Raw genomic sequence first — 13,566 nt, forward strand, 5'->3', positions numbered from 1 at the left:
ATGAAGACCCTGCGCACCATCCTGCTCGCCTCCTGCCTGCTCAGCCCCGCGACGCTGCTGGCCGCGCCGCGCGACAGCGTCTCGATCAGCCGCGACTGGCGCTTCACCAAGGGCGATCCCGCCGGCCTGACCGAGGATTTGCGCTATGATGTGCGCCCTCGAATAGAGGATGCCGGCGACGGCAAGGTGGCCGACGCCCGTCCCGACGCGGCGGTGCAGGTGGACGATAGCGGCGCCCGCGTGCTCAAGCCCTGGATATTGCCCAGCGCCAATCCTTTCATCGCCGATCCCGCCAGGCATCACACCCGTCCCGCCGGCAATCCGGGCGGCACCGTCTCCTATGTCCAGCCCGGCTTCGACGACAGCGGCTGGACCCATGTCGACCTGCCGCACGACTGGGCGATCGCCGGTCCCTTCATCAAGGATGGCCCCTATGGCGGCATGGGCCGCCTGCCCAGCTGGGGCATTGGCTGGTATCGCAAGGCGCTGACCATCCCCGCCAGTGACAAGGGCAAGTCGATCTTCCTCGATGTCGAAGGGGCGATGTCCTACGCCACCGTCTGGTTGAATGGAAAGCTCGTCGGCGGCTGGCCCTATGGCTATAACAGCTTCCGCCTCGACCTTACCCCCTATGCGGTGCCGGGCGGGCAGAACCAGCTGGTGATCCGGCTCGACAATCCCCAAGCCTCGGCGCGCTGGTATCCGGGCGGCGGCCTCTATCGCGACATCTATCTCACCACCACCAACAAGGTCCATGTCGGCCAGTGGGGCAGTATCGTCCGCACGCCGCAGGTCAGCAAGGCGCAGGCCAGCGTGGACCTGAGCCTCACCCTCGACAATGACGGCGACACCCCGGCGCAGGTCGAGGTTGCGACCGCCCTCTACGCCATCGACGCCAGCGGCAAGCGGCTCGGCCGCCCCGTCGCCAGCATCGCCCGCCAATCGACCAGCATCGCCCCCCATGGCAAGGCGGAGCTGAAGGGCAACACGATCCTCAGCAACCCGCGCCTCTGGGGCCCGCCGCCGACGCAGCAACCCAACCGCTATGTCGCCGTCTCGACCGTGACCCAGGGTGGCAAGCTGATCGACAGCTACGAGACCCGCTTCGGCGTGCGCGACATCAAGTTCGATCCCGACAAGGGCGTGATCGTCAATGGCGAGCAGATCCCGCTGCGCGGCGTCAACAATCATCATGACCTTGGCGCACTCGGCGCCGCCTTCAACGCCCGCGCGGCCGAGCGCCAGCTCGAAATCCTGCGCGACATGGGCACCAACGCCGTGCGCATGAGCCATAATCCGCCCGCGCCCGAACTGCTCGAACTCACCGACCGCATGGGCTTCCTGGTGATGGACGAGGTGTTCGACAGCTGGGAGAAGAAGAAGACCCCGCACGATTTCCATCTGATCTTCCCGGATTGGCATGAGGCCGACGCCCGCGCCATGCTGCGCCGCGACCGCAACCATCCCTCGATCATCATCTGGAGCATCGGCAACGAGGTCGGCGAACAATATGATGGTGAGGCGGGGGCGAAGATCGGCCGCGAACTGGTCGCCATCGCGCATCAGGAAGACCCGACCCGGCCCGCCACCAGCGCGATGAACTATGCCAAGGCGGACATGCTGCTGCCCACCACCGTGGACGTCATCAGCCTCAATTATCAGGGCGCCGGCATTCGCGGCATCGTCGGCCAATATCCCGCCTTCCGCGCGAAATTCCCGGACAAGCTGATCCTGTCCACCGAAAGCGCCTCGGCCCTGTCCAGCCGCGGCGAATATATGTTCCCGGTCGCCGGCGCGATCAGCGGCCCGGTCCGCCCCTGGTCGGGCGGCAATCCCGACACGCATCAGGTGTCCGCCTATGAGATGCACGCCGCCGATTTCGGGTCCTCGCCCGATCGGGTCTGGGCCGCCGATGACCAGAACCCCTATGTTGCGGGCGAGTTCGTCTGGACCGGCTTCGATTATCTGGGCGAACCGACTCCCTATTACACGTCGCGCAGCAGCTATTCCGGCATCCTCGATCTCGCCGGCTTCCCCAAGGACCGCTTCTGGCTCTACCAGGCGCGCTGGCGGCCCGACCTCAAATTCGCGCATATCCTGCCGCACTGGACCTGGCCCGACCGTGTCGGTCAGATCACGCCGGTCCATGTCTTCTCCTCGGCCGACGAGGCGGAGCTGTTCGTGAACGGCAAGTCGCAGGGCAAGGTCAAGAAGCGCGATTATGAATATCGCTTCCGCTGGGACTATGTCGTCTATGAACCGGGCGAGGTGAAGGTCGTCACCTGGAAGAAGGGCCAGCCCTGGGCGACGGAAACGATCCGCACCGTGGGCGACGCAGCGAAATTGTCGCTGACCACCGATCGCAGCGCCATTGCCGATGACGGCCGTGACCTCAGTTTCGTGACGCTCAAGGTCCTCGACAAGGACGGCAATGTCGTCCCGGCCGCCAAGCAGGACATCCGCTTCTCGATCGAGGGACCGGGCGAGATCATTGCCACCGACAATGGCGACCCGACCGATCTGACTGCCTTTCCGTCGAAAGATCGCAAGGCTTTCAATGGCCTGGCGCTAGTGATCGTGAAGGCCAAGCCGGGCGAGAAGGGGCGGGTGACCGTCCGCGCCAGCGCACCGGGCCTGACCGCGGCGCAGGCCGTCATCAGCACAAATGCCACAGTCCGCTGAAAATTAATAACGTTACCATTTTCGCCCGTCCCATATCTTGACAATTGGGACGGGCACTTTATTGGTCTGCATCTGATAGCGCTACCAGATACGCCCACCGGATAGTCGGGGGCAGCGCTCGGGGAGAGGTTGTATGAACGTTTCACGCCACCATAATATCCGTGCGGCCCTGTTCGCCGCATCCGCCTTCGGTGCGCTGGGCCTGGCCCAGGCTGCCGCCGCGCAGGATGCCGCCGCACCGGCCGAAACCGCCGCCGCGCCGCAGGACAGCGAAACCGCCGACATCGTCGTCACCGGTATCCGCGCCTCGCTGGAAAGCGCCACCAACGCCAAGAAGAATGCGGTTGCCTTCGGCGACTCGATCTTCGCGGAAGATATCGGCAAGCTGCCCGCCACCAACCTCGCTGAAACGCTGAACCGCATGCCCGGCGTGCGCCTCAACCGCGACATCAACGGTGAAGGCACCCAGGTCGCGATCCGCGGCCTTGGCCCCAGCTTCACCCGCGTGCTGCTCAACGGTTCGCAGCTTCAGGTTGCATCGGATGGCGGCACCAACGGCGGCAGCGCCAACCGCGAAGTCGATCTCGACTTCTTCCCGTCGGAACTCTTCACCCGCCTCGACCTCGCCAAGAGCCCGTCGCCCTCGACGCTCGAAGGTGGCATCGCCGGCACCGTCAACCTGCGCAATGCCCGTCCCTTCGACAAGGAAGGCACCCATGTCACCGTCGTGGCGCAGGGCCAATATACCGACAATAACGACAAGTTCAGCCCGCGCGGCGCGATCGTCGCCAGCCACACCACCGACACGTTCGGTATCCTTGTCGGCGTTGCCGGCGTGAAGACCAAGACCCGCGTCGATGGCTTTGAATCGGTCGGCTGGACCGACGGTAATCTCGGCACCGGCGACGCCGGCGGCAATAATTTCTCCTGGGCCTCGGTCGTTCCCAACAATACCGGCCATGGCCTGGTCGCCGGCCAGCCGGTCGATGTCGTCGCCACTTCGGGCCTCACCCGCGACCAGCTCAGCACCGCACTGATCCCGCGTCTCGGCCGCAAGAGCCTGACCGAAGGCGATCGCTCGCGCATCTCGGCGCTGGCCTCGCTCGAATGGCGCCCGTCGGACGAGCTGCATTTCGCCCTGGACGGCATCTGGGCCAAGTCCAAGCGCGACTACAGCAAGGTCAACATGAACTGGCAGGTCCGCAACTCGGGGCCGGGCACCAGCGCCCAGTCGACCGGTGGCATGGTGCCGATCGACCTGACCGTCGATGACAATGGCGTCGTCACCAGCGGCACCTTCGCCAACTCCTCCTATTTCCTCGAAGCCAGCCTGTTCAAGCAGACGACCAAATTCTGGAACGTCAACCCGAGCGTCAGCTGGCAGCCGACCGAGGATCTGAAGGTCGACCTCAGCGCCAACTGGTCGAAGAGCCGCTTCTTCCGCGAACAGCCGACCTGGGCCTTCCAGACCACGCCGCAGTCGGGCGTCGAAACCTATTATGACAATACCGGTGGCGACTATCCGTCGATCACCAGCAATCTCGACCTCAACGATCCGAACAATGGCAGCTGGCAATGGTATCGCCAGAATATCCAGCTGGTCCGTCGCAAGACCGAGACCAAGGGCGCGCATCTCGACGTGACCTATGGCGATGACATGTTCAACGTGAAGGTCGGCGGCGCCTATGATCAGGCGACCCGTTCGATCCGCGCCTATGACAACAGCACCGCCTATCAGCTGTCGGTCTGCGGCACTGGCTGCACCGGCGCCACCGGCACCGTGCCGACCAGCGCCATCGCTCAGTATCTGCGCAGCTCCTCGACCGCCGGCTTCATCGTGCCGGACTTCGATGCGCTCAAGCAGGCCACCAACTATGCCAGCTATCGCGACAGCGCGCCCGAAGCACGCGGTGCCGTCACTGGCGGTGCGACCGGCGACATGGATGAAAAGGTCTGGGGTGCCTATTTCGAACTGAACGGCGTCACGACCATTGCCGGCCGCGACCTGCACATCAACACCGGCATGCGCTACGCCCACACCGACCAGCTGGTCGTCGGGCCGAGCCAGGTCGGCACGGCGATCGTCGACATCACCTCGTCCTCGACCTACGAAAATTTCCTGCCGTCGATCAACCTGACCTATGATGTCGCCGACAATGTGAAGCTGCGTGCCTCGGCCTCGCGGACGATGACCCGCCCGGATGCCGGCGCGATCCTGCCGGGCATCACCTTCTCCGATCCTTCGGCGCTGACCGCCACGGCGGGCAACCCGAACCTCAAGCCCTACACCTCGGACAATTATGACCTGGGCGGCGAAATCTACACCGGCGGCATCGGTTATGTCGGCGTGTCGCTGTTCATGAAGAACATCCAGGGCTTCACCGTCACCACCTCCGAACAGGTTGCCTTCGGGTCGCTCAACATTCCGTTCGACAGCCTGATCTCGACGCAGCAGAACGCCCTCAACGACCGGTCGCTCCAGACCGGCATCCCGGTCGCTCAGCTGCCGATCACCGTGAACCGCCCGGTCAACCTGCGCGATCTCAAGATCAAGGGTATCGAAGCGACCTGGGTGCAGCCGCTCGACTTCCTGGTGAAGGGCCTCGGCTTCTCGGCCAACGGCACTTACCTGAAGCAGTCCTCCTCCTCGGGTCTGGTTGCGACTGGCGTGTCGCCCTGGAGCTACAACCTGCAGGGCTTCTATGAAAATGGCGGTCTGTCGGTCAGCGTGAACTATGTCTGGAATGACGAGGCGATCGCCGTGAACGGTCCGCAGAACGGCATCAACGGCGCCGACCTCAAGTCCGACGCCCGTGGCCAGCTCGACATGTCGGCCGGCTATCAGCTGCCCTTCTTCAACAAGGCGCTGCGCCTGACGCTCGATGTGCTGAACATCACGGACGAGCCGATCCGCACCACCTTCGAATATTCGAACGCGGCCTATTCGGTCTATTATCCCGGTCGCACCGTGCTGGCCGGTATCCGGGCCAACTTCTGATCCTCCCCCAGGGATGCACTGACAGGGCCGGAGGCAACGCCGGCCCTTTTTCTTGGGAGCATGGGGCGGTCCTCGGCCTGTGGACCGGAGTGCTTCCCAAATTGGATTTTCTTTGATCTACCCTGTGGGATGAAACCGCCCGTCTCCGCCTCCATCGATCGCATCCGCTGTCGCTTGGGTGTCGTCTTGTTGTCGCTTCGGTGTCGCTTCATCGTCGCGTCGGTGTTGCATGGCTGTCGCTTCACGGGCGCCTCACTGTCGCGCCATCCTCGCGATTTCGGCGGAAATGGCCGAAATTCTATCGTGCAACGGTGTGAACTTCGAACTGTGACATTCTCATATCCCTGCAATGGCGTCGCGTGCCGGTCGGGCCGCCGCTGAAAGGAACCTGCCGATGATGCGTTCTCCGCTTCTGATCTGCCTCTCGCTCCTGGCCCTCACGACCAGCCCGGCGGCGGCAAAGACCTGCACGCCGACCTGGGTGTCGGGCTGGGTCTCCTCGCAATTCCGCCCGACCGACGACGCGGCACTGCCCGCCGGCACGCTCAAGGACCAGTCGCTGCGCCAGATCGTCCGTCCCTCGATCGCCGGCGACCGGCTGCGCGTGCGCATCTCCAACCTCGCCGGCACCGCGCCGCTCCATATCGCTGGCGTCAGCATCGCCCGCGCGCGCGCCAGCACATCGCCGGCGATCGATCCCGGCACGCTCATTTCGCTGCGCTTCGATGGCAACCCGGACCTGATCGTGCCCGCTGGTGCCGATTATCTCTCCGACCCGGTATCGCTGCCGGTCGCCGCGCTCGACAATATCGCCATCACCATCCGCTATCAGGGCGAACCGGAACAGACTTCGCATCCCGGCTCGCGCGCCACCTCCTGGCATCTGCCCGGCGATCATCTGACCGACACGGTGATGGCGGGCGCCGCCTCGTTCGACCATTGGTTTAATCTCGCCGCGCTGGAGGTCGAACGCTGCGCGCCCGCACGGCTGGTCGTGGCGCTGGGCGACTCCATCACCGATGGCAAGGGATCGACCACCAACGGCAATGATCGCTGGACCGACCGGCTCGCCCAGCGTTTGCAGGCCGATCCCAAGCGCCGCGACATCGCCGTCGTCAATCAGGGGATCGGCGGCAACCGGCTGCTGAACGACGGGCTTGGCCCCAATGCGCTGGTCCGGCTCGACCGCGATGTGCTGGCCCAGCCCGGCGTCACCCACCTGGTCCTGCTGGAAGGCGTCAATGATCTTGGCACGCTGACCCGCGACGCGCCCGTCAGTGGCGAGGATCACAAGGCCCATGTCGCCCGCATCATCGGCGCCTATCGCCAGATCATCGCCCGCGCCCATGCGCGCGGGATCAAGGTGATCGGCGCCACCATCATGCCCTTTGTCGGCAATGATTATTATCATGCCGATGCCCAGAATGAGGCGGACCGGCAGGCGGTTAATGCCTGGATACGGGCGCCGGGCCATTTTGACGGGCTGGTCGATTTCGACCGCGCCACCCGCGATCCTGCGCGCCCCGACCGGCTGCTGCCCGCTTATGATGGCGGCGATGCGCTCCATCCCAATCCGGCCGGCTATCGCGCCATGGGCGACGCCGTGCCGCTGGCCCTGTTTGATTAACATGCCTTAACCGCGTGATCCCGATCACGCGGCTTTTACGTAAAATCCGCTACGTCTCCCGCGAAAGGGATGACGGGTGATCGAAAAAGCGCCGAGGAAATATCGTCTGCAGGACTATGCCAATGCAGAGGCGGACGTCGCGTTTCGCAGCGATCAGGATGTGCTCGAAATCTGGCGTTCGACCACCGACTATCATCGCCTGACCCCGCATCAGAAGGCGGCGCGGGCCGAGCTTCAGCGGCGCGGCATCCGGGTGGAAGGGGCTTCGGTCCCGCGTTAACGGCGCGGCCGCTTGCTGCCCGATTCCAGCACCGTCTCCATCGCCACGAAGGTCGATGTGCTGGCGACATGGGGCAGGGCGGAAATCTTCTCGCCCAGCACCATGCGATAGCGGCGAATATCGGACGTGCGGACCTTGAGCAGATAGTCGAAATTGCTCGCCAGCATATGGCATTCCTCGACCTCCGGGATGCGCCTTACCGCCGCATTGAACTCGCGCAGCGCGCTCTCTCGCGTGTCGCTCAGCTTCACCTCGGTAAAGGCGACATGGTCCATGCCCAGCTTCGCCGGATCGACGATCGCGCGAAAGCCGCGAATGACGCCACTCTCCTGCAACCGCTTCAACCGCACCTGGCAGGGCGTCTTGGACAGGCCGACGCTGGCGGCCAGATCGGTCACGGTCATGCGGCCATCCTCGACCAGCGCGGCGATGATACGGCGGTCGAACTCATCCATTTCGACCATGGCAGGCTTGTTGCTCATGCAATTTGCCTATCATGCTGCCATTAATAAGTCACTTTGGCATTTATCGGGGCATTCATAAGACGGAATGAAATGCGCCAATCGGATATTCTGGTCGCATGACCGACCAGCATCCCTTTGCCGCCTTCGCCCCCGCCATCCGCGATCAGTCGCCGCTGCGCCAGGCGATCACCGCCGCCTATCGCCGCGATGAGGCGGAGTGCCTTGCCCCGCTGCTCGACGCGGCGACCCTGCCCGGCGCCACCCGCGCCGCCGTGGCCGACACGGCGCGTCATCTGGTCACCACCCTGCGCGCCAATCACAAGGGCACCGGGGTCGAGGGGCTGGTCCAGGAATATTCGCTCTCCAGTCAGGAGGGCGTGGCGCTGATGTGTCTCGCCGAAGCTTTGCTGCGCATTCCCGACAATGACACGCGCGACGCGCTCATTCGTGACAAGATCGCCGATGGCGACTGGAGTTCGCATCTGGGCGGCGGCAAGTCTTTGTTCGTCAACGCCGCGACCTGGGGTCTGGTCGTCACCGGCAAGCTGGTCGGCAGCGTCGATGATCGCGGCCTGGCGGCGGCGCTCGCCCGCCTGGTCGCCCGTGCCGGCGAACCGGTGATCCGTCGCGGCGTCGATCTTGCCATGCGGATGATGGGCGAACAGTTCGTCACCGGCGAGACGATCAAGGAAGCGGTCAAGCGCGCCAAGGAACTGGAGGCCAAGGGCTTCGCCTACAGTTATGACATGCTGGGCGAGGCGGCGACCACCGCCGCCGACGCCGCGCGCTATTATGCCGATTATGAAAAGGCGATCCACGCCATCGGCAAGGCGGCGGCCTGTCGCGGCATCTATGCCGGCCCCGGCATCTCGATCAAGCTGTCGGCGCTCCATCCGCGCTATGTCCGGGCCCAGGCCGACCGGGTGATGGGCGAATTGCTGCCGGCGGTGAAGCAACTCGCGCAGCTGTCGAAGCGCTACGACATCGGCCTCAACATCGATGCGGAGGAGGCGGATCGCCTCGAACTCTCGCTCGACCTGCTCGAAAGCCTGGCGCTCGATCCCGACCTTGCTGGCTGGGATGGCCTAGGCTTCGTCGTCCAGGGCTATGGCAAGCGCTGCCCCTTCGTCATCGACTGGATCATCGATCTCGCCCGCCGCGCCAATCGCCGGATGATGGTGCGCCTGGTCAAGGGAGCCTATTGGGATGCGGAGATCAAGCGCGCGCAGGTCGATGGCCTCGCCGATTTCCCGGTCTATACCCGCAAGGTCCATACCGACGTCGCCTATGTCGCCTGCGCCAGGAAGCTGCTGGCCGCGCCCGACGCCGTCTTCCCGCAATTCGCGACCCATAATGCGCAGACGCTGGCCACCATCTACCAGATGGCCGGGCCGGACTTCGCGATCGGCAAATATGAGTTCCAGTGCCTGCACGGCATGGGCGAGCCGCTCTATGAGCAGGTCGTCGGCAAGGACAAGCTGGACCGTCCGTGCCGCATCTATGCGCCGGTCGGCACGCATGAGACCTTGCTCGCCTATCTCGTCCGCCGCCTGCTGGAAAATGGCGCGAACAGCAGTTTCGTCAACCGCATCGCCGACCCCGATGTCTCGATCGAGGAGATGATCGCCGATCCGGTCGAGATCGTCCGCGCCATGCCGCATCCCGGCGCCCGGCACGACCAGATCGCCGCGCCCGCCGGTCTTTATCCCGATCGCCGCAATTCTGACGGCATCGACCTTAGTGACGAAGGCGCGCTCGCCGCGCTGACACAGGCGCTGCAGCACAGCGCCACCATCGCCTGGACCGCCGCGCCCGAGGGCGGGGAAGGGCCCGAAGGCGGGGAAGGGGAGGCGCGCCCGGTCTGCAACCCCGCCGACCATCGCGACATTGTCGGCACCGTCTGGGAAGCGAGCGCCGATCACGCCCGCGCCGCCGCGATCCGCGCCGCCAACGCCTGCTGGCCCAACACGCCCGTTGCCGATCGCGCCGCCATGCTGGATCGGGCGGCCGACGCGATGCAGGACCGGATGCCGGTGCTGCTCGGCCTCATCATGCGCGAAGCGGGCAAGTCGCTGCCCAACGCCATTGCCGAAGTGCGCGAGGCGATCGACTTTCTGCGCTATTATGCGGCGCAGGCGCGCGGCACCTTCGGCCCGGATCAGGCGCCGCTGGGGCCGATTGTCTGCATCAGCCCCTGGAACTTCCCGCTTGCCATCTTCACTGGACAGGTCGCGGCGGCACTGGTCGCGGGCAATCCGGTGCTGGCCAAGCCTGCCGAGGAAACCCCGCTGATCGCGGCCGAAGCCGTCCGCCTGCTTCATGAGGCCGGCGTGCCCGGCGAAGCGCTTCAACTGTTGCCCGGTGACGGCCGGATCGGCGCCGCGCTGGTCGCCGCGCCGGAAACGGCGGGCGTCATGTTCACCGGCTCGACCGAGGTCGCCCGGCTGATCCAGCGCCAGCTCGCCACCCGCCTGTCGCCCGCGGGCAAGCCGATCCCGCTGATCGCCGAAACCGGCGGCCAGAATGCGATGATCGTCGACAGTTCGGCGCTGGCGGAACAGGTGGTGGCCGACGTCATCGCCTCCGCCTTCGACAGCGCCGGCCAGCGCTGTTCGGCGCTGCGCATCCTGTGCCTGCAGGAGGATGTCGCCGATCGCACCCTCACCATGCTGAAGGGCGCGCTCAGGGAATTGCGCATCGGCCGCACCGATCGGCTCGCGGTCGATACCGGCCCGGTCATCACGGCCGAGGCGAAGGCGGGCATCGAACAGCATATCGCCGCGATGCGTGCGCTCGGCCGCAAGGTCGAGCAGCAGGAACTGCCCGAGGAGGCGGCGCACGGCAGCTTCGTCGCGCCGACCATCATCGAACTCGACAGCATCGCCGACCTCACCCGCGAGATATTCGGCCCGGTGCTGCACGTCATCCGTTTCCGTCGCGAGCGGATGGATACGCTGGTCGATGCGATCAACGCCACCGGTTATGGCCTGACCTTCGGCCTGCACACCCGCCTCGACGAGACGGTGGCGCGCGTCACCGCGCGGGTGAAGGCCGGCAATATCTATGTGAACCGCAACGTCATCGGCGCGATCGTCGGGGTTCAGCCGTTCGGCGGGCGCGGCCTGTCGGGCACCGGACCCAAGGCGGGCGGGCCGCTCTATCTCGGCCGCCTGACCCGCACCGCGCCGGTCTTTGCTGAGCGGGTCGGCTATCTCGCCTCGCCCATCCATGATTTCGTCAGTTGGCTGGAGGCGCAGGACGATCATGAGGCGGCGGCGGTTGCGCGCCATTATGGTGATGCGTCGGCGCTCGGCGTCGAACTGGCGCTGCCCGGCCCGGTCGGCGAGACCAACCTCTATGCGCTGCATCCGCGCGGCCTGCTGCTGCTGCGTCCGGGCACGCGGCGGGGCCTGCTGGCCCAGATGGCCGCCGTGCTGGCGACCGGCAATCGCGCGGTGATCGAAGGGGCGCTGTTGCCACAGGGCCTGCCCGCCAGCGTCGCCGCTCATTTTCACGCCCAGCCTGACGCGCCTTTCGCCGCGATGCTGGTGGAGGGGGATGCCGACCAGATCCTCGCCGCAACCCAGGCGGTGGCCGAACTGGATGGGCCGATCGTCACCGTTCATGCCGCCGCGCCGGGCGACGAGCGCGCCTGGCATCTCGACTGGCTGCTGGAGGAGGTGTCGACCTCCATCAACACGACCGCCGCGGGCGGCAATGCCAGCCTGATGATGATCGGCTGATGATGAAAAGGGCGGCCCGCAAAGGCCGCCCTTTTTCTTTGGCTAGAATGCCGCGCGTCAGGCGACGCTGAGGCGCACCTCGATATTGCCGCGGGTGGCGTGCGAATAGGGGCAGATCGTGTCCGCTTCGGCGACCAGCGCCTCGGCAGCAGCCTTGTCGACGCCCGGCAGGCTGATTTCCAGCGCGACGTCCAGGCCAAAGCCCTTGTCGCTGCGCGGGCCGATGCCGACCGTGGCGGTGACGCTGGCGTCGGCGGGTACGCGGGGCAGATCCTTGTCCTGACTGGCGGCGAACTTCATCGCACCCAGGAAGCAGGCGGCATAGCCCGACGCGAACAGCTGTTCGGGATTATTGCCCTGGCCATTGCCGCCCAGTTCCTTGGGCGTGCCCAGCGTCACCGCGAAGCTGCCATCGGTGGTTGCGGCCTTGCCGTCACGGCCGCCGGTTGCGGTGGCGCTGGTGGAATAGAGGATCTTGCTGCTCATCGATCGGTCCTTTCGTTTAATCATCTGCGATTAAATCGCGTGCGATCTATATGTGCCTGCCGACGTGCGTCGTCAACCCTTGCGATCATATCGCGTGCGATTTATATTTCGGGGCAAGGAGTATCGCCATGACCACCCCCGCCATGACTACCCAAGATGCCGCGCGCGGCGCGCTCGATGATTTTCTCTGCTTCGGCGTCTATTCGACCGGGCTCGCCTTCAACCGGCTCTACAAGCCGCTGCTCGATCGCTACGGCCTCACCTATCCCCAATATCTGGTGATGGTGGCGCTGGCCCGGCGCGACGATCAGACGGTCGGCGAACTGGGCGGTCAGCTCTTCCTCGAATCCAATACGCTGACCCCGCTGATCAAGCGGCTGGAGGCGGCGGGCCTCGTCACCCGCCAGCGCGACATCATCGACGAACGAGTGGTCCGCGTGCGCCTGACGCAGCAGGGTCAGTCGGTGGCGCAGGACGTGTCAACCTGCGTCCCGGCCGAACTGATGGAGGCCGTCGGCATCTCGATCGAGGAAATCGCTGCGCTCAACCAGTCGCTGGTAACGCTGCGGGAGAAGCTGCAGCGCGCGGCCTGACCGGGCGCGCTATGCCCTCGGACACTGGGCGTTATCGAACATCGCCAGATATTGCTCGATGGTCTGTGACATGCCGATCGCCTGGCGGCGCGAATTCACCGTATCGGGTGTTTCCAGGTCGGTCGGCTGCCATCGGCCGTCGACACAATTGACCTGGGTGCCATAGCGCTGCGGCTTCTTGTCGAATGTCATCGCCACCCGGTCATAGAGCATCGCATAGGCTTGGCCCTCGGCCTCGCCATCCGGCAGCAAGGCCTCCATCCGGTTCAGCGTCCCGCGCATCAGCGCCGGATCATCGACGGCATGCTGAACGATCAGGAAGGCGGCGCGGGCCGCTTCCTTGCCGTAGACGCTAATCCGGAACCATCCTTCTTCCGGGATCAACGTCTTGAGCCGTTCCTGATTCAGCCTGTCATGGCGACTGATCTCGGCCAATATGGCTCCGCGCCATTTCGGTTGCTGGTCGGCGGGCACCAATGACCAGTCCAGTTTCATCATGGTGATGCGACCGACCTGATCCAGCGTGCCCAGCCGGATGATCTTCTCGGCATCGTCCTTCGCCGGTGGCAATGCGGCCTGTCGCGCCTCCTCCTGGCGATAGGCATCGGTCACCTGCTGGCGCATGGCGTCCATCGTCGGGGCAGGGGCCATGGCGCCGGTGGCGGCCTGCAGGAAAAGAAGCGCTGCCTTCAT

The 13,566-nt window shown here is 65.3% G+C and carries 9 protein-coding genes; 6 read left to right on the top strand and 3 right to left on the bottom strand.

The genetic code is table 11. The features are described from left to right. The 4 genes from galB (at position 1) to ACUCV3_RS09695 (ending at position 7,587) form a co-directional block, all read left to right on the top strand. Positions 1–2,682 (top strand): beta-galactosidase GalB, encoded by a 2,682-nt coding sequence (gene galB / locus ACUCV3_RS09680; protein ID WP_048937357.1) that lies wholly within the window; start codon positions 1–3, stop codon positions 2,680–2,682. Between the two features lie 133 nt (positions 2,683–2,815). Then, on the top strand, positions 2,816–5,680 hold the full coding sequence (locus ACUCV3_RS09685; RefSeq protein WP_037507560.1) for a TonB-dependent receptor: 2,865 nt from the start codon (positions 2,816–2,818) through the stop codon (positions 5,678–5,680). Positions 5,681–6,074: 394 nt separating this feature from the next. Beyond that, positions 6,075–7,307 carry an SGNH/GDSL hydrolase family protein gene (locus ACUCV3_RS09690; protein WP_482240588.1) on the top strand — a complete coding sequence of 411 codons (1,233 nt, stop codon included), beginning with the start codon at positions 6,075–6,077 and terminating at the stop codon, positions 7,305–7,307. A 76-nt stretch (positions 7,308–7,383) separates the two neighbouring features. After that, entirely contained in the window at positions 7,384–7,587 is a 204-nt protein-coding gene (locus ACUCV3_RS09695) for a hypothetical protein (RefSeq protein WP_048937356.1), read from the top strand. On the opposite strand, the gene ACUCV3_RS09700 is transcribed toward ACUCV3_RS09695, so the two are convergent. After that, entirely contained in the window at positions 7,584–8,069 is a 486-nt protein-coding gene (locus ACUCV3_RS09700; protein WP_004211443.1) for an Lrp/AsnC family transcriptional regulator, read from the bottom strand. The two genes, ACUCV3_RS09695 and ACUCV3_RS09700, sit on opposite strands and share 4 nt — an antisense overlap. Before the next feature lie 98 nt (positions 8,070–8,167). Between ACUCV3_RS09700 and putA the strand changes: the two genes are divergently transcribed. After that, the gene (gene putA, locus ACUCV3_RS09705; protein ID WP_482240589.1) at positions 8,168–11,794 is read left to right on the top strand and encodes a trifunctional transcriptional regulator/proline dehydrogenase/L-glutamate gamma-semialdehyde dehydrogenase; all 3,627 of its coding nucleotides are present in this window, start codon (positions 8,168–8,170) and stop codon (positions 11,792–11,794) included. A 57-nt stretch (positions 11,795–11,851) separates the two neighbouring features. Here the strand turns inward: putA and ACUCV3_RS09710 are convergent, their stop codons facing one another. Beyond that, entirely contained in the window at positions 11,852–12,280 is a 429-nt protein-coding gene (locus ACUCV3_RS09710; RefSeq protein ID WP_017502198.1) for an organic hydroperoxide resistance protein, read from the bottom strand. A 128-nt stretch (positions 12,281–12,408) separates the two neighbouring features. Here ACUCV3_RS09710 and ACUCV3_RS09715 point away from each other — a divergent pair, with 128 nt between their 5' ends. Next, positions 12,409–12,873, top strand: coding sequence for a MarR family winged helix-turn-helix transcriptional regulator (locus tag ACUCV3_RS09715; protein ID WP_048937354.1), 465 nt, complete (start codon positions 12,409–12,411; stop codon positions 12,871–12,873). Positions 12,874–12,882: 9 nt separating this feature from the next. Here ACUCV3_RS09715 and ACUCV3_RS09720 read toward each other — a convergent pair whose 3' ends face one another. After that, positions 12,883–13,566: a DUF6624 domain-containing protein gene (locus ACUCV3_RS09720; RefSeq protein ID WP_048937353.1), complete on the bottom strand. Its 684-nt coding sequence runs from the start codon at positions 13,564–13,566 to the stop codon at positions 12,883–12,885.

Source organism: Sphingobium sp. VMM, from assembly GCF_056790315.1.